Genomic DNA, 15,358 nt, shown 5'->3' with positions numbered 1-15,358 from the left:
TGTTTTGAAAAAAGTTCAGGAAAAAATGTCGGGGGATTCTAGAAAGCAGGGGGGGCGCGGTCAACTGTTGAGAATTTTTATGCTGACCGCACTCTATTTCAAAACTTGTCTTTCCAGCTGCGCAGGCTGGCAAAGACCGCACTGGGCGAGTCGTTGTTACGGGAGTTCCACTCGTCAGCTTTTTCTTTAACAGATGTTTCATCGACCCGCAGAAAGGGATTGGTGCGTAATTCGAGTGCTATAGAGGATGGCAAGCTGATACGGCCCTCAGCTCGCCACTGCGTGACTTGCGCAACGCGCGCGGCAATATCCGGGTTGTTCGGTTCCACTGCCTGGGCGAAGCGCAAGTTGCTCAAGGTGTATTCGTGGGTGCAGTACACGCCGGTGTGGGCGGGCAGCGCGGCCAACCGGCTCAGGGAGTGGTGCATCTGTTCGGGGGTGCCTTCGAACAGCCGGCCGCAACCGGCAGCAAACAGGGTGTCGCCACAGAACAACAGAGGGCCTGCCGGGTTTTCGTGATAGTAGGCGATATGCCCCAGGGTATGGCCGGGCACCAGCAATATCTGGAACTCAAGGCCCAGCACCTCGATGCGGTCGCCATCGTTGAGTGCCACTTGTCGGGCCGGGATGCTCTCAAGTGCCGGGCCCCAAACCTTCGCGTTAGTGTGGGCGTGAAGCTGTGCAACCCCGCCCACATGATCGAAGTGGTGATGGGTGATCAGGATGTCACTCAGCACCCAGCCCGGGTGCCGCTCCAGCCACTCCATAACAGGCGCGGCATCACCCGGATCGACCACGGCACAGCGCTGGTTGGCGGTGTCCTGTAACAACCAGATGTAGTTGTCGTTGAAGGCTGGCAGGGCGTCGATCTGTAACATGGTGCAATTCCCAAGTGCGAGACAATGGCGCATCTTAGGGGCTGTTGACGTTTAATTGCGAGCCGCGTCGTCAGGGCTTGCGACAGGTAGATGGCGAGTTGGAGGAGCAATGACCGATAAAGCATTGGCTCAGGCAGACCCTGAGTGGCTGGCGCTGATCAGCACAGCACGGGAATGGCTGTCCGGCCCCCACGGGCAACTGTTGCTCGAAGATGAGCAGCGGGTACTTGAAGACGAGCTGGGCCGCTTTTTCGGCGGTTATCTGGTGCATTACGGCCCCGGTGCCGATCCTGCCCCACAGGCTGCGCAAGTGCGCCGCAGCGTGCGTCTTGGCGCACCTTTGCCGGGTGTGGAGATCTTCTGTGAAGAACAGGCCTGGCCACTGTGCGAACATGCGGCCGATGTGGTGGTATTGCAGCATGGCCTGGATTTTTGCCTTTCACCTCACGGTCTTCTGCGTGAAGCGGCCAGCAGCGTGCGCCCCGGCGGGCACTTGCTGATTGTCGGGATCAACCCCTGGAGCAGTTGGGGGTTGCGCCATGTTTTCGCCAAGGATGCACTGCGCAAGGCGCGCTGCATTGCACCTTCACGGGTCGCCGACTGGCTGAACCTGCTGGGCTTTGCGCTGGAGAAACGCCGCTTCGGGTGCTATCGTCCGCCGCTTGCGTCCAAGGCCTGGCAAAGCCGTTTGTCAGGGTGGGAGCGCAAGGCCGGTAGCTGGCAATTGGCCGGTGGCGGCTTCTATGTACTGGTTGCGCGCAAAATGGTGGTGGGCTTGCGCCCGGTCAACCCGATGCGCCGCGAACCGATGGGCAAGCTGGTTCCCTTGCAAATGGCCAAGGTCAATCGGCGCCACACAGACTCTTAATTTTATGTTGGGCCGGGTGCGCCCGGCTCAGGTGCTGGCCATTGCTGATGGTCGGGCCATAAGCAGCCTTTTCTGGATAGTTTGCAATGACCGATAGCGTTGAAATGTTCACCGATGGTGCCTGCAAGGGCAATCCTGGCCCTGGCGGCTGGGGTGCCTTGCTGGTTTGCCAGGGGGTTGAAAAGGAATTGTGGGGTGGCGAGCCCAACACCACCAACAATCGCATGGAGCTGATGGCCGCGATTCGTGGCCTGGAAGAGCTCAAGCGGCCCTGTGAAGTGTTGCTGGTGACCGACTCGCAGTATGTGATGAAAGGCATCACCGAGTGGATGGTCAACTGGAAGAAACGCGGCTGGAAAACCGCTTCCAAGGAGCCAGTGAAAAATGCCGACCTGTGGAAGCTGCTCGATGAGCAGGTCAACCGGCATACCGTGAAGTGGCAGTGGGTACGGGGTCACATCGGCCACCCTGGCAACGAACGTGCCGACCAGTTGGCCAACCGCGGGGTCGATCAGGTGCGGGGAATCAAGCATGCGTAGTGTTGTACTCGATACTGAAACCACCGGTATGCCGGTCACCGACGGCCACCGGGTGATCGAGATCGGTTGCGTCGAGTTGATGGGCCGTCGACTGACCGGCCGCCATTTTCATGTGTACCTGCAGCCCGATCGTGAAAGTGACGAGGGCGCCATTGGTGTCCACGGCATCACTAACGAATTCCTGGTGGGCAAGCCGCGCTTTGCTGAAGTAGCGGATGAATTTTTCGAGTTCATCAAGGGCGCGCAGCTGATCATCCATAACGCCGCGTTCGACGTGGGCTTTCTCAACAACGAGTTCGCCCTGATTGGCCAGACCGATCGCGCCGACCTGACTCAGCACTGCACCATCCTCGATACCCTGGCCATGGCCCGGGCCCGTCACCCGGGCCAGCGCAACAGCCTCGATGCCCTGTGCAAACGCTATGGCGTCGACAACTCGGGCCGTGAGCTGCACGGCGCCTTGCTCGACTCCGAGATCCTCGCAGACGTTTACCTGACCATGACTGGCGGGCAGACCAGCCTGTCGTTGGCCGGTAATGCATCTGACGGTAACGGTTCAGGCGAAGGCTCGGGTAACCAGGCCAGCGAAATCCGCCGCCTGTCGGCCGACCGTCAGCCGGGCCGGATTATTCGTGCAAGTGAAAGCGACTTGGCCGAGCATGCCGCTCGGCTTGAAGCCATTGCCAAATCGGCAGGCGGCCCGTCGCTGTGGGCGCAGCTTCTCGACGCGAAGGGGCAAACACTGCAATAACCTGGCGCCGTCTTGTTGTTGCTGGCGCAGGCCATGAACGGTTGCGCTGCAATCCGGTGTCAGCATCGACGACAGGAAAGAAGGATTTTTCATGCATCTGGTTGTGAACCCCAAGGACCCTCACGTCTCGGTACGCCTGGCCGACGAGGGTTTCGCGCCGTATGTATGGTGCAACGATTTCAGCTTTGAAGTGCGCGCCTACGCGCGTGCCGACCGCCATAAGAAGGTCGAGCACTGGCCGCTGGACCTGATTACCCCCTACCGCAAATGCTACGGCATCGACCCCGATGAGTTCGCCAGCTATCGCGGTGGCAAGGACAGCGACATTTTCATGGCCTACCTGGATAACCAGCCCGTCGGGCATGTGGTTGTCAGCACCAACTGGAACGGGTTTGCCCATGTCGATGAACTGGCCGTGATTGCCGGTGCCCGTCGCCACGGCGTGGCCAGGTCATTGCTGGAAGTGGTCAAGTTCTGGAGCCGCAAGAAGAACCTGCCCGGGATCATGCTGGAGACCCAGAACAACAACCTTGGTGCCTGCAGGTTGTACGAACGTTGTGGGTATCAGGTCGGAGGTATCGATGATTTACGCTATCGCGGTATCGATCCGCAGACCCGTGAAGTGGCGATTTTCTGGTATCTGATTTTCGAAAGTAAAAACCTGTAGCCGCTGTCGAGCCGTGCGAGGCTGCGTCCGGCTGCGTAGCAGTCGTAAACCCTGAAAGCCGGTTTTAACTGGCACACCGTAGTGCCGGATTTCACGACTGCTGCGCAGCCGGACGCAGCCTCGTTCCTACGGCAGCGGCTACAGGGTTGTGTTCTAAAGCACCACCAGGCCCTGATCCGCGAGTAACGCCTCGGCCTTTGCCCGCACAATTTCAATCAGCGCAGCCAGCGCCAGGCCCGGCTGGGTGCCCTTGCGTGTGAGCGCATAGAGCGTCACCGGGATGGCCGGAGAGACCGGGCACACGTCCAGCCCGCTGGCTTTGGCCCCCACTGCCGTGAACGGGTCGACCAGCGCCAGCCCCTCGCCAGCTTCGACCATGCTGCGCATCATCCGGTAACTTTGCACCTGAATGTGCACCACTGGCGCCGGGCGCAAGGCCTGCAGCTTGCTGTCGAGGCCGCGGCTCAAGCCGTCTTGCTGTTGCAGGCCAATCATTGCCTGACCGGCCAGCTCTGTCAGGGCGATGTATTTGTGCTTGGGGGATAGCCAGCCGTGAGGCGCCAAAAATTGCACTTTGCCCTGCACCACAGGCCAGCAGTCGAGCCCGGTCTGCTCTGATGGCTGCAAGCTGAAGCCGATATCGCATTCATCCATCAACAGGCGTCGCACGATTTCAGCGCAGGGGTGGCTGCCAAGTACGGCAGGGGTGTCGGGAAACCGGCGTCTCAGGGCACCGATGCAAGAGGGCAGCAGCGGTTCGGCCAGGGTTTCACTGCACGCCACGCGCAAGGCCGGCTCCTGATGCTGGCGCAACTCGTTGCCCAGTTGGCGTAACGGCTCAAGTGCCTGGTACAGCTGATTGATCAGGGGTTGCAGCACGAGTGTATCGCGGGTGGCTTGCAGCCGCCCGCGAACACTGGAAAACAGCATAAAGCCCAATTGCTGCTCGGCTTCCTGCAGCGTTGCGCTGAGGGTGGCCGTGGGCAATTGCAGCAACTCGGCAGCATGGCCGAGGTTGCCGGTTTGCAATAGGGCTTGAATCACTTCGATGTGGCGTAGACGCATGCTAATGTCCGGCAGATGAGGTTTCAGCGTTGCGAAGCCTGATCCATGTCTCATCCGTTGACTTCAGCGTTAGGCCATAAAACAGGTCAGGCTGCGACAACCGGGGAAGGATCGCGGACCAGGATGACGCCCGACTGCACCAGCTCGTAGTTGTTGTCATCATTTTTTTTGACACGATCGCCAATGGCCAGTTTGTAGGTCATTACGGGCTGATCGCCGGTTGCTTGTGTATCTTCAAACTCATGCACGGAATAAACCCGACCTTCCGCATCTCTTGCATGAAATTGCCCAACGAGAACTGCCGCCATTTGTAGAGAACCTCTGGAGATAAACACCCAATTTGCGGTTCTGTAGACCGTTGTTCAGCAGGGGAAGTTTAGCCATGTGAAAAAAATAGTCCTGCTACTTTACAGGCTTGCAGGCCGATAGGGTGAACTGGGGTGCAAGAAAGCCGTCCGATCATCTATAACTAGTCTTCCTACAGCTACTGACTCGGGGTTTTCCATGAGCAAGGTCTACAGTGTTGCAGTGTTGGTTGGCAGTTTGAGGAAGGACTCGCTCAATCGAAAAGTCGCCCAGGCCCTGGCAGAACTGGCGCCGCCAAGCCTGAAACTGTTTATTGTCGAAATCGGTGAGCTGGCGCTGTACAACGAAGACATTGACGGTGCGTCGCCGCCTGCGGCCTACACGGTGTTTCGCGATCAGATCCGCCCGGCCGATGCCGTCCTGTTTGTGACCCCCGAGTACAACCGCTCGGTGCCAGGCGTCTTGAAAAACGCCATTGATGTCGGTTCGCGGCCATATGGGCAAAGTGTGTTCAGTGGCAAGCCGGGCGCGGTGATCAGTGTTTCGCCGGGGGCCATTGGGGGCTTTGGGGCGAATCATCACTTGCGCCAGTCGCTGGTGTTCCTCGATGTGCCGTGCATGCAGCAGCCTGAGGCCTATCTGGGCGGGGCGGGCGATGCATTTGATGCGTCTGGCAAGCTGTCAGACAAAGTCCGACCTTTTTTGCAGAAATTTATTGATCAATTTGCCGGGTGGGTAGAGCGCTAGGGTTACCGCAAGCCGCAAGCCGCAAGCTGCAAGTGAGAGGCTTGCAGCTTGCGGCTTGACGTGATCAGCTGCTCTGGGGCATCTCGCCGCTGGCCAGGCGGCGGTTGATATCGGCAATCACCTCAGGCAGGTCGCTGATGGTGTCGATCAAGTAATGCGGGCGAGAACCGGCAAACAGGGTGTGAATGCGGCTGCGCTCACTGGCCAGGGTTACCGGGTCCAGTGCCTGGTATTGCGCCCAGGTCAGGCCCAGCGCATTGCCGGAACACACCAGGGCCACGGTCCACATACCGGCGCGACGACCTTCAAGAATGCCCGGCACGGTGTCGTCGATCTTCACACAGGCGCCCACATCATCAATGCCCAGCGCAATCACGTTGGCCAGTGCCTGGGCTGGCCAGGGACGACCGTTCGGCACTTCATCAGTAGCCACCACATGGTCGGCGACATAGCCATTGGTAGCGGCCAGTTCAACCACTTTGGCCATCACTTGCGCCGGGTAACCCGAGCATGAACCGATCTTGATGCCTTGCTCGCGCAGTTGGGCGATGGTCTCCAGGGCACCCGGGATCAGCGCTGAGTGTTCGGCGATCTTTTCGATCTGCAGCGGCATGAAACGCTCATAAATTGCGGTCACGTCATCGTCAGTCGGGGCGCGCCCGAACACCTTTTTATAGCGCTCGGTGATCTGCGGTTGATCACACAGGGTGCGGATGTGGTCCCACTTGCCCATGCCCATCGGCCCGCGAGCCTCTTCGATGGAGACCTGTACATCGAATTCGGCAAAGGCTTCGACAAAAATCTGGGTCGGGGCGAACGAGCCGAAATCGACCACGGTGCCGGCCCAGTCGAGAATGGCGGCTTGCAGCTTGCTTGGGTTGGTGTAGTTCATGTCAGAGAATCCTGTAAGAGCGGGCGGTGCCGCGCGAAATAATAGGGGGTGTTTTAACCAGCACTTACACCATCAGATATCGAAGACTTCCATCTCCTGCAGCACCCGGCCTACGGCATTCACGGCAGCCTGCATCTCGGCCTGGTTGACGTGACCGATGCAGCCCACACGGAAGGTTTCGACCTGGGTCAATTTGCCCGGGTACAGGATGAAACCCTTGGCCTTGACCCGTTCGTAGAACGCCTTGAACTGGTAGCGCGGGTCTTTTGGCGCATGGAAGGTGACGATGATCGGTGCCTGGATGGCTTCTGGTAAAAAACTGCGGATACCCAGTGCGGCCATGCCGTCGAGCAGCGCCTGGCAGTTGTTGGCGTAACGCTGGTGACGGGCAGGCAAGCCGCCTTCTTCGTTGTATTGCAGCAGGGCTTCGTGCAAGGCCGCGACCACATGGGTGGGCGGGGTAAAGCGCCATTGCCCGGTTTTGGCCATATAAGTGTGTTGATCGTGCAGGTCCATTGCCAGTGAATGGCTGTTGCCGGCGGCGTTGGCCAGCGCTTCTTTGCGGGCGAACACAAAGCCCATGCCGGGTACACCCTCAAGGCATTTGCCGGACGCGGCGATCAGTGCATCAAAAGGCACTTGCTGCGCGTCGATGGGCAGGGCACCGAAAGAACTCATGGCGTCGATAATCAAACGTTTACCGTGGCTGGCAATAACAGCGGAAATTTCAGGCAGCGGGTTAAGGATGCCGGTGCTGGTTTCGCAATGGATCAACGCCACATGGCTGATGCTCGGGTCGGCCTGCAGCAGACGGTCGACGTCGGCCGCGGTGGTGGGTTCGTCTTCGGCGGTTTCAAACGTGCTGAAACGACGGCCCAGCACGTCGCAGATTTTCGCCAGGCGTTTGCCGTAGGCGCCGTTGATCAGTACCAGGACATGGCCATCGCGAGGCACCAGGGTGCCGATGGCGGCTTCGACGGCAAAAGTGCCGCTGCCTTGCAGGGGCACGCAATGATGGCTGTCGGCGCCGTTGATAATGGCCAGCAGTTGCTCGCACAGGCTGGCAGTCAGCTGGTTGAAGCTGTCATCCCATGAGCCCCAGTCGACCATCATCGCCTGGCGGGTACGCGCCGAGGTTGTCAGTGGGCCAGGGGTCAGCAGGATCGGCGCGGCAGTACTCATTCTGGTTTCCTCACAAGCATTGGATGGCTACTGGATACAGGGCATAAATTGCAGTTTGTGTTGATATCAATCAAATTGTTTGTTGTTATGCCTGCCATCAGTGAGGCTTATAGATATGAATTTATTCCAGCTCCGCGCGTTTGATGCGGTTGCCCGGAAGGGCAGTTTTACCCGGGCGGCGGCCCGGCTGTTTATCAGCCAGCCGGCGGTGACCGGGCATGTCAAGGCGCTTGAAGAGCACTACCAGATCACCTTGTTGCGGCGCACTGCGCGGCGGGTGGAACTGACCGAAGAAGGCACGCGGCTGGCCGCCATCACCCGGGCCATGTTTGGTTTGGTGGATGAGGCGCAGGTGATGCTTGAGGCCAATCGCCAGTTGCTGACCGGGCGCCTGGAGGTGGCGGCGGATGGCCCGCACCTGGTGATGCCGATGCTGGCGAGCCTGCGCGCACGCTACCCGGGGATTACCGTGAACCTGCGCCTGGGCAATGCCCAGGAAACCCTGGCAGCCTTGCTGTCGGAGCACGTTGACGTGGCGGTGCTGACTGAAGTGGAACCGCGCAAGGGCCTGACCCTGCGTGCCCTCAACGAATCGCGGATTTGCGCCCTGGTGCCCGCCAACCACCCGTGGCTGGCCTTGCCGGATGGCATTGCAATTGCGCAACTGGATCAGGTGATCATGGTGTTGCGTGAACCGTCTTCGATTACCCGTCGAACTTTCGACAGCGCCTGTGAGCAGGCGAGTATCAACCCGCGGGTGCTGCTGGAGCTGGACAGCCGGGAGGCCGTAACCGAAGCGGTGGCAGCGCAGTTGGGGGTGGGGATTGTGTCGTCGGTGGAGGTCAGCCCTGACCCCCGAGTGCGAGCGGTACCCATCAATGGCGCGGGGTTGGTCAACCTGCATATGCTCGGCTGTATGGAGCGACGTGCCGAGCTGCGGTTGATCAAGGCGTTTATGGAGTTGGCGGTGTAGCCACTGAGAAAGTCCGTAGCAGCTGCCGAAGGAACGAGGCTGCGTCCGGCGGCGCAGCCGTCGCGAAATCAGACACTGCGGTGTGCCAGTTAAAACCGGCTCTCAGGGTTTACGACGGCTTCGTCGGGGTGCCGCATCACGCCGGACGCAGCCTCGTTCCTTCGGCAGCTGCTACGGATGTTGTGTCACAAATCCGCGCGCACAATCTCCAGAAATGTCGCCACCACCCGCCGCGAACTCTGTTCTTGCAGGCATACCAGGGTTTCGGTCAGGCGCCTTGTGCAATCGGTAATGGGCAGTGCGCAGACCCGCGAATCAGAACCGAACTCGGCTGCCGAGACTACGCCCACACCAATCCCGACCACCACCGCTTCACGCGCCGCTTCGCGGCCTTCCACCTGGATCGCGGCGCGGATGCGCAAGCCGGCCTGGCTCATTTCTTCTTCCAGGGTTTGCCGGGTCACGGAGCCCACTTCGCGCAGTACCAAAGGCGTGTCATCCAGATCGGCCAGGCAAATTGCGTTGCGACTGGCCCAAGGGTGCGTTCGGGCCACAAAGGCCACCATCGGGTCGCTGCGCAAGGGCACGCTGAGCAGGCGTTCATCATTTACGTCACGCCCCAACAGGGCCAGGTCCGCCTGGTAGTTGAACAGCCGCGCCAGGCATTCGTCGGTGTTGCCAGTTTCGATTTTTACCGTGATCCCGGGGTAGCGCTGGCAAAAACGGGCAATTTGCGGCAACACATGCACCGGGGCATCCACCGCCAGGATCAGGCTGCCGGTTTGCAGGGCCTGGGAGTCCTGCAGTAATTCCTGAGCTTCGGCCTGCACCCCGAACAGGCGCTGGGTGATGCTCAGCAGGCGCTCGCCCAGGTCGGTCAGGCGTACCGAGCGTTTGTTGCGATGGAACAGCAGCACCCCGAAGCGCTCCTCAAGCTTTCTGACCTGGTCGGAGATGGCCGGCTGGCTCAAAAACAAGCGCTCGGCCGCGCGGGTGAAACTGCCATGAACGGCAACGGCGTGAAAAGCCTTCAACTGCGCATGAGAAACCGACATCGGATTGCCTCTTACAAGCTGAGCTTATGATTGAAATACGATAAATCGATTTTACCTATTAGTCAGTAATTGCTTTGATCGACCTCAGCCCGCCGTTATGTCCTCGATAGCGGCGGGTCGTGACACATCGGTGTGCAACTGCGAACTCGAATAACAACGGGCAGCTCACGGTGTGTCTGGCAAATACGGTCCTTGTCTGAAGGGCGGTATTGAAGTGCTCAACACAATAAAAAAACAGGCGTTCTTTTCTGATTCTGCCGGCACATTCCACCTCTGAGGTCAGACCCGACATGAACAACTCCTATGCCACCATCAAGCGTTGGCGCGTGCAGATTTTTGCCATCACCTGGTTGGCCTACGCGGCCTTTTACTTCACTCGCAAGGCATTCTCCGTTGCCAAGCTGGGCATCGGTGAAGACCCCAACTTTCATCTCGACAAGATGGCGATGGCCAACCTCGACGCTATCTACCTTGCCGCTTATGCCGTAGGGCAATTTACCTGGGGCATCCTCGCCGATCGCTTTGGCCCGCGGGTTGTGGTGCTGGGTGGCTTGATCATTTCGGCGCTGGCCGCGCTGGTCATGGGTACCTACGCCACCTTGCCGATCTTTGCCACCTGCATGCTGATCCAGGGCCTGGCGCAATCCACCGGCTGGTCGGGGTTGTGCAAAAACATCGGCAGCTTTTTCCCTGCGCAGCAACGTGGCCGGGTGCTGGGGCTGTGGAGTTCGTGCTACGCCTTTGGCGGGCTGGTGGCTTCGCCTTTTGCCGGGTGGTGGGCGTATACGCTGATCGGCAGCTGGCATGCGGCGTTTATTTCCAGCGCGGCGGTGGTGGCGCTGGTGGCGGTGCTGTTCTTTATCTTCCAGCGCAATACGCCGCAAGATGTCGGCCTGCCCGCCGTCGAGCCAGAGCCCGACATGAGCGCTGAGGAAATCGCTGCCGAAAAACGTATCAGCATCTGGGCGCCGCTGCGCGAGATCATGCGCAATCGCACGGTGCTGACCCTGGGGCTGGCGTATTTCATGCTCAAGCCGGCGCGCTACGCGATTCTGTTGTGGGGCCCGGTGATCGTGTTCGAGCAAATGCCGCAGGTGGGCAAGGTCGGCGCTGCGATTATTCCTACGGCCTTTGAGCTGGCGGGGTTGCTGGGGCCGATCATGATCGGTCTGGCGTCCGATAAGCTTTTCGGCGCCCGGCGTATGCCGGCCTGCATTTTGAGTCTGCTGGCGCTGACCATTTCCCTCGCGTTCTTTATGGGGGCATTGCATTCAGGCAGCGTGGCACTGGTGGTGGCCTTGCTGTTTGTCATGGGCCTGACCCTGTACGGGCCGGACTCGATGATCAGCGGCGCGGCTGCAATTGATTTTGGCACCGCCAAGGCCGGAGCTACGGCGGCGGGGTTCGTCAATGGCTGCGGTTCGGTCGGGGCGATTCTGGGTGGTCTGTTGCCGGGCTATTTCGATACGGTCACGGTGTTTATCGTGTTTGCCTGCTGCGCGCTGTTTTCTTCGCTGGTGCTGATACCCCATTGGAATAGCCGACCTGCGGGGCTCAAGGCTGCGTGCCCGTTTGTGCCCAACCATCCATTGCTGATCAAGCCTTTACGCACCTGAGCAGGAGAATGATCCATGCGACCTTTTTGGCTGGAACAGGCACTGGCCCTGGAAAATGAAGCACCCTGCGATGCGCTGGCGGGTGAGACGCGTGCCCAGGTGTGCATTGTGGGGGGCGGTTATACCGGGTTATGGACCGCAATCATGCTCAAGGAGCAAAGCCCTGAACTGGATGTGGTGCTGATTGAAGCCGACATTTGCGGTGCAGGTGCCAGCGGGCGCAATGGCGGCTGCGCGCTGTCGTGGTCGGCCAAGTACTTCACCCTTGAACGCCTGTTCGGGGTGGAGGAGGCGGTGCGGCTGGTCAAGGCCTCGGAGCAGAGCATTTATGCGATTGGTGCGTTCTGTAAGCAGTATGGGGTGGATGCCGACTACCGCCTCGATGGCACGTTGTATACCGCGACCAATCAGGCCCAGGTCGGTTCGACCGACAGCGTGATTGCGGCGCTGGCGCGGCAGTCCATCAACTCGTTCAGCAAGTTGCCGGTTGAAGATCTACAGCGCCGGGCCGGATCGGCCCTGCACAGGGAGGGCTGGTTTTCTCCGGCGGCGGCCAGTGTGCAGCCGGGCAAACTGGTGCGCGGGTTACGGCGGGTGGCGCTGCAGCTGGGGGTGAGGATTTACGAAAGCACGCCTATGACCGGGTTGGAGGAGGGCGCCCCGGCGCTGATCCGCACCCCGGCCGGCAGCATTCGCGCCGACCGTGTGGTGCTGGCCATGAATGCCTGGATGGCCCGGGCCTTCCCGCAGTTCGAGCGCAGTGTGGCGATTGTTTCCAGCGACATGCTGATCACCGAACCGCGCCCCGACCTGTTGCAGGAAATCGGCCTGACCAGCGGCGTCACGGTGCTCGATTCGAGAATTTTCGTGCACTACTACCACAACACCCCGGACGGGCGAATCATGCTGGGCAAGGGCGGCAATACCTTTGCCTACGGTGGCCGCATGTTGCCGGTGTTCGATCAGCCGTCGCCCTACGCCGGATTGCTGGGCAAAAGCCTGACGCAGTTTTTTCCGGCCTTTGCCGGGGTAGGGGTGGAGGCGACCTGGAACGGGCCTTCAGATCGGTCTGTCACGGGTTTGCCTTTTTTCGGTCAGTTGAGCAGCCACGGTAATGTGTTTTATGGCTTTGGCTACTCGGGCAGTGGCGTAGGGCCTTGCCATATGGGTGGTCAGATCCTTTCTTCGCTGGTGCAGGGGCAGGCCAATGACTGGACACGTTCGCCGCTGGTCAACGGACCGCTGGGGTATTTTCCGCCAGAGCCGATTCGCTACCTGGGCTCGCTGATGGTGCGCAATGCCATCAGGCGCAAGGAACGGGCCGAGGATCATGGTCGTCGGCCCCGGCATCTGGACGTGCGCCTGGCCAGGTTTGCCGCAGCGGCGGGCAAGGCTGACAAGGGCTAAGCAGGGACTGATTGGATTTTTTGGTCGATTGCCGACTTCTGGCCGGTTAAACTTGCGCCCATTCGACGGCCGACAGGCTGCGACACACCAGATTGAGAGAGTGAGTAATGGGCGCACAGTGGAAGGTTAAACATAAAGCGGACGCCGCCAACAGCCGCGGCAAGATTTTTGGCAAGCTGGCCAAGGAATTGACGGTTGCTGCGCGCAACGGCGCCGATCCTGACATGAACTCGCACCTGCGCCTGGTCTATGAACAGGCGAAAAAAGCCTCGATGCCGGCTGACACCATCAAGCGCGCGATCAACAAGGGCGCCGGTATCGGTACCGAGGCCGTGCAATACCACCGCGTGACTTACGAGGGCTTCGCCCCGCATCAGGTGCCGCTGATCATCGAGTGCCTGACCGACAACATCAACCGTACCGTGGCTGAAATCCGCGTGGCCTTCCGCAAGGGCCAGCTGGGTGCTTCGGGTTCGGTGGCCTGGGACTTCAACCACGTCGGTATGATCGAGGCCAAGCCGGACACCCCGGACGCCGATCCTGAGATGGCCGCCATTGAAGCGGGCGCCCAGGATTTCGAAGAAGGCGAAGAAGAAGGCACTACCCTGTTTATCACCGAGCCGACTGACCTCGACGCAGTGCAAAAAGCCTTGCCGGAGCAGGGTTTCACTGTGGTATCGGCGAAACTGGGCTACCAGCCGAAGAATCCGGTAAGCGGTTTGACCGACGAGCAAATGGCCGAAGTACAAGAGTTTTTGGCCAAGCTGGAAGAGCAGGACGACGTGCAGGACATGTTTGTGGCGTTGGCATAAGCCACCGACCCGGCTCCCGTAGCAGCTGCCGAGGAACGAGGCTGCGTCGCCGGACGCAGCCTCGTTCCTCGGCAGCTGCTACAGACCTAGCTCAGCAAGCGTATTACCTGCGCAAACCCCGGCCGTGCCAGCACGTCTGGCTGGATGCAGCGCTGTTGCAACCCCAGCAGCTCACTGCGCTGTCGATCACTCAAGCCCGAGTCGATCCGCTCCAGCAATTCCCCCAGCAAAATTCCGAATGCCCGCACTTCGATGCGCTGTAGCGCCCGGCTCTGTGGGCTGTCGTCGAGGGTATGGAAACACGCCGCGCCAAAATCCCCCAGCAGGCAATCACCCCGGGCGTTGAACAAAATATTGTGCGCGTACAAGTCACCGTGGCAAATGCCCTGTGCATGCAGGTGGCCGGCCGCCGCGGCAATGCCACGCGCGATGCGCAAGGCGCTGTCACCGGTGAAACGGGTGCTGTCGGCATACACGTCACGGCTGCAGGTCTCAAAGCTGGGCAGGGCCGCCAGGTTGAGAAAGGACGGGTCGATCAACTGCATCACCAGCGCCGCTTGATCGTCAGGGGCGCCAACCACGCGGCCCAGTACCTTGATCAGGTTAGGGTGCTGGCCCGCAGCGATGCAGGCGTTCATTTCATTGAGCGGCGAGCCGTCGCTGGTGATGCTGCCCTTGTACAGCTTGACCGCCACCGACTGCACCGGCTGGCCAGGGGCGCTCCACTGCGCCTGATAAATGACCCCCGAGGCACCTTCGCCCAGTTTTTGCCCAAGCGTAAGCTGCGACCAGGCAATATTCGGCGTGTTGTCGGCCGCGCGCTGAGCACTGGCATCTTCACGCAGCGGGTTGCCGGCATAGGCCAGCCAGCTCAGGGCTGGCAGTGACAGCAGGGTGTCGGGCAACTCGGTGAAGTGGTTGGCGGCCAGGCGGATCAACTCGAGGCGCTCGCAGTTGGCCATGCTGGCGGGCAGTTGCTGCAAGCGGTTCCCGGCCAGCATCAGCTTTTGCAGCAGCGGGCGCTGGCCCAGTTCCTCGGGCAGTTGCTCGATGCAGTTGTCGGTCAGGATCAGCCAGCGCAGCAAGGGCGGCAGTGCCTCGCCCGGCACATGCTCGATGCGGTTGGCCTTGAAGCCGATCATGCTCAGTTGCGCACACTGCCCAAGGCAAGCCGGCAGCTCGGTGAATTGGTTGTCCGAGCAAAACAAGATGCGCAAACGGGTCAGGCGATGCAGGTCATCGGGCAGGCTGCTCAGAGCATTCCCGCTCAGATTGAGGATTTCCAGCGAGTCGGCCAGCTGGAATATCTCGGCCGGGAACTCGGTCAGCCCGCACGACAGATCAAGACGTTTGAGGCCCGCCAGTTGGCCGGCGCGCAGTTTAGCGAGGGTATCCATAAGCAGGGTCGGAACTCGTGGGCAGGGGCAAAAAGTGTTGCGCATGATAGCCATTTATCGGCCCGAGGCCGAGCCTTTGCACGGCCTAGAGCGGCAGCGGCTGGTGATGAATGGTATCAGTTCGTTTAATTACGGTCGTAATTGGACGAATGTTTCTTCACTGCTAGCCTTTAACTTATAAAAGCACGAAGGGAATGATCGTG

General features: G+C 60.1%; 16 protein-coding genes. 9 read left to right on the top strand and 7 right to left on the bottom strand.

What is annotated here, in order from left to right; translation table 11 throughout:
• Positions 1 to 98 precede the first annotated feature (98 nt).
• A complete protein-coding gene (gene gloB, locus BLU25_RS07460; RefSeq protein ID WP_016782324.1) occupies positions 99 to 878 on the bottom strand; it encodes a hydroxyacylglutathione hydrolase in 780 nt (259 codons plus the stop codon).
• Between the two features lie 109 nt (positions 879 to 987).
• Between gloB and BLU25_RS07455 the strand changes: the two genes are divergently transcribed.
• From BLU25_RS07455 to BLU25_RS07440, 4 genes are all read left to right on the top strand, one after another.
• Entirely contained in the window at positions 988 to 1,746 is a 759-nt protein-coding gene (locus BLU25_RS07455; RefSeq protein WP_016782325.1) for a methyltransferase domain-containing protein, read from the top strand.
• Positions 1,747 to 1,832: 86 nt separating this feature from the next.
• Positions 1,833 to 2,285 carry a ribonuclease HI gene (rnhA, locus tag BLU25_RS07450; protein ID WP_016782326.1) on the top strand — a complete coding sequence of 151 codons (453 nt, stop codon included), beginning with the start codon at positions 1,833 to 1,835 and terminating at the stop codon, positions 2,283 to 2,285.
• The gene (gene dnaQ, locus BLU25_RS07445; RefSeq protein ID WP_083369580.1) at positions 2,278 to 3,036 is read left to right on the top strand and encodes a DNA polymerase III subunit epsilon; all 759 of its coding nucleotides are present in this window, start codon (positions 2,278 to 2,280) and stop codon (positions 3,034 to 3,036) included. Before rnhA ends, dnaQ begins: the two co-directional genes overlap by 8 nt.
• Before the next feature lie 91 nt (positions 3,037 to 3,127).
• Entirely contained in the window at positions 3,128 to 3,703 is a 576-nt protein-coding gene (locus BLU25_RS07440; protein ID WP_016782328.1) for a GNAT family N-acetyltransferase, read from the top strand.
• Between the two features lie 153 nt (positions 3,704 to 3,856).
• Here BLU25_RS07440 and BLU25_RS07435 read toward each other — a convergent pair whose 3' ends face one another.
• Complete coding sequence (locus tag BLU25_RS07435) at positions 3,857 to 4,768, bottom strand: LysR family transcriptional regulator (RefSeq protein WP_016782329.1); 912 nt, start codon at positions 4,766 to 4,768, stop codon at positions 3,857 to 3,859.
• A gap of 86 nt (positions 4,769 to 4,854) precedes the next feature.
• The gene (locus tag BLU25_RS07430; protein ID WP_029611585.1) at positions 4,855 to 5,076 is read right to left on the bottom strand and encodes a hypothetical protein; all 222 of its coding nucleotides are present in this window, start codon (positions 5,074 to 5,076) and stop codon (positions 4,855 to 4,857) included.
• Positions 5,077 to 5,272: 196 nt separating this feature from the next.
• Here BLU25_RS07430 and BLU25_RS07425 point away from each other — a divergent pair, with 196 nt between their 5' ends.
• A complete protein-coding gene (locus tag BLU25_RS07425) occupies positions 5,273 to 5,821 on the top strand; it encodes an NADPH-dependent FMN reductase (RefSeq protein ID WP_016782331.1) in 549 nt (182 codons plus the stop codon).
• Positions 5,822 to 5,885: 64 nt separating this feature from the next.
• On the opposite strand, the gene phnX is transcribed toward BLU25_RS07425, so the two are convergent.
• Both phnX and BLU25_RS07415 read right to left on the bottom strand, forming a co-directional pair.
• Positions 5,886 to 6,713, bottom strand: coding sequence for a phosphonoacetaldehyde hydrolase (gene phnX / locus BLU25_RS07420; protein ID WP_016782332.1), 828 nt, complete (start codon positions 6,711 to 6,713; stop codon positions 5,886 to 5,888).
• Positions 6,714 to 6,785: 72 nt separating this feature from the next.
• Positions 6,786 to 7,895 (bottom strand): 2-aminoethylphosphonate--pyruvate transaminase, encoded by a 1,110-nt coding sequence (locus BLU25_RS07415; RefSeq protein WP_016782333.1) that lies wholly within the window; start codon positions 7,893 to 7,895, stop codon positions 6,786 to 6,788.
• 115 nt (positions 7,896 to 8,010) lie between these two features.
• Between BLU25_RS07415 and BLU25_RS07410 the strand changes: the two genes are divergently transcribed.
• Complete coding sequence (locus BLU25_RS07410) at positions 8,011 to 8,868, top strand: LysR substrate-binding domain-containing protein (protein ID WP_016782334.1); 858 nt, start codon at positions 8,011 to 8,013, stop codon at positions 8,866 to 8,868.
• A 185-nt stretch (positions 8,869 to 9,053) separates the two neighbouring features.
• Here BLU25_RS07410 and BLU25_RS07405 read toward each other — a convergent pair whose 3' ends face one another.
• A complete protein-coding gene (locus BLU25_RS07405; protein ID WP_016782335.1) occupies positions 9,054 to 9,923 on the bottom strand; it encodes a LysR substrate-binding domain-containing protein in 870 nt (289 codons plus the stop codon).
• 290 nt (positions 9,924 to 10,213) lie between these two features.
• Between BLU25_RS07405 and BLU25_RS07400 the strand changes: the two genes are divergently transcribed.
• The 3 genes from BLU25_RS07400 to BLU25_RS07390 all read left to right on the top strand — a co-directional run bounded on the left by BLU25_RS07400 (position 10,214) and on the right by BLU25_RS07390 (position 13,758).
• The gene (locus tag BLU25_RS07400; protein WP_016782336.1) at positions 10,214 to 11,539 is read left to right on the top strand and encodes an MFS transporter; all 1,326 of its coding nucleotides are present in this window, start codon (positions 10,214 to 10,216) and stop codon (positions 11,537 to 11,539) included.
• Positions 11,540 to 11,554: 15 nt separating this feature from the next.
• A complete protein-coding gene (locus BLU25_RS07395) occupies positions 11,555 to 12,946 on the top strand; it encodes an FAD-dependent oxidoreductase (protein ID WP_016782337.1) in 1,392 nt (463 codons plus the stop codon).
• Positions 12,947 to 13,053: 107 nt separating this feature from the next.
• The gene (locus BLU25_RS07390) at positions 13,054 to 13,758 is read left to right on the top strand and encodes a YebC/PmpR family DNA-binding transcriptional regulator (protein ID WP_016782338.1); all 705 of its coding nucleotides are present in this window, start codon (positions 13,054 to 13,056) and stop codon (positions 13,756 to 13,758) included.
• A gap of 86 nt (positions 13,759 to 13,844) precedes the next feature.
• Here BLU25_RS07390 and BLU25_RS07385 read toward each other — a convergent pair whose 3' ends face one another.
• Positions 13,845 to 15,155 (bottom strand): leucine-rich repeat-containing protein kinase family protein, encoded by a 1,311-nt coding sequence (locus tag BLU25_RS07385; protein ID WP_016782339.1) that lies wholly within the window; start codon positions 15,153 to 15,155, stop codon positions 13,845 to 13,847.
• Positions 15,156 to 15,358 lie beyond the last annotated feature (203 nt).

The organism is Pseudomonas fragi, from assembly GCF_900105835.1.
GTDB classification, from domain to species: Bacteria; Pseudomonadota; Gammaproteobacteria; order Pseudomonadales; family Pseudomonadaceae; genus Aquipseudomonas; species Aquipseudomonas fragi.
This window is presented reverse-complemented; position numbering and strand designations above follow the sequence as displayed.

Coding starts and splice junctions, on each gene's coding strand:
- gloB (WP_016782324.1), bottom strand. CDS start 878: ATGTTACAGATCGACGCCCTGCCAGCCTTCAACGACAACTACATCTGG.
- BLU25_RS07455 (WP_016782325.1), top strand. CDS start 988: ATGACCGATAAAGCATTGGCTCAGGCAGACCCTGAGTGGCTGGCGCTG.
- rnhA (WP_016782326.1), top strand. CDS start 1,833: ATGACCGATAGCGTTGAAATGTTCACCGATGGTGCCTGCAAGGGCAAT.
- dnaQ (WP_083369580.1), top strand. CDS start 2,278: ATGCGTAGTGTTGTACTCGATACTGAAACCACCGGTATGCCGGTCACC.
- BLU25_RS07440 (WP_016782328.1), top strand. CDS start 3,128: ATGCATCTGGTTGTGAACCCCAAGGACCCTCACGTCTCGGTACGCCTG.
- BLU25_RS07435 (WP_016782329.1), bottom strand. CDS start 4,768: ATGCGTCTACGCCACATCGAAGTGATTCAAGCCCTATTGCAAACCGGC.
- BLU25_RS07430 (WP_029611585.1), bottom strand. CDS start 5,076: ATGGCGGCAGTTCTCGTTGGGCAATTTCATGCAAGAGATGCGGAAGGT.
- BLU25_RS07425 (WP_016782331.1), top strand. CDS start 5,273: ATGAGCAAGGTCTACAGTGTTGCAGTGTTGGTTGGCAGTTTGAGGAAG.
- phnX (WP_016782332.1), bottom strand. CDS start 6,713: ATGAACTACACCAACCCAAGCAAGCTGCAAGCCGCCATTCTCGACTGG.
- BLU25_RS07415 (WP_016782333.1), bottom strand. CDS start 7,895: ATGAGTACTGCCGCGCCGATCCTGCTGACCCCTGGCCCACTGACAACC.
- BLU25_RS07410 (WP_016782334.1), top strand. CDS start 8,011: ATGAATTTATTCCAGCTCCGCGCGTTTGATGCGGTTGCCCGGAAGGGC.
- BLU25_RS07405 (WP_016782335.1), bottom strand. CDS start 9,923: ATGTCGGTTTCTCATGCGCAGTTGAAGGCTTTTCACGCCGTTGCCGTT.
- BLU25_RS07400 (WP_016782336.1), top strand. CDS start 10,214: ATGAACAACTCCTATGCCACCATCAAGCGTTGGCGCGTGCAGATTTTT.
- BLU25_RS07395 (WP_016782337.1), top strand. CDS start 11,555: ATGCGACCTTTTTGGCTGGAACAGGCACTGGCCCTGGAAAATGAAGCA.
- BLU25_RS07390 (WP_016782338.1), top strand. CDS start 13,054: ATGGGCGCACAGTGGAAGGTTAAACATAAAGCGGACGCCGCCAACAGC.
- BLU25_RS07385 (WP_016782339.1), bottom strand. CDS start 15,155: ATGGATACCCTCGCTAAACTGCGCGCCGGCCAACTGGCGGGCCTCAAA.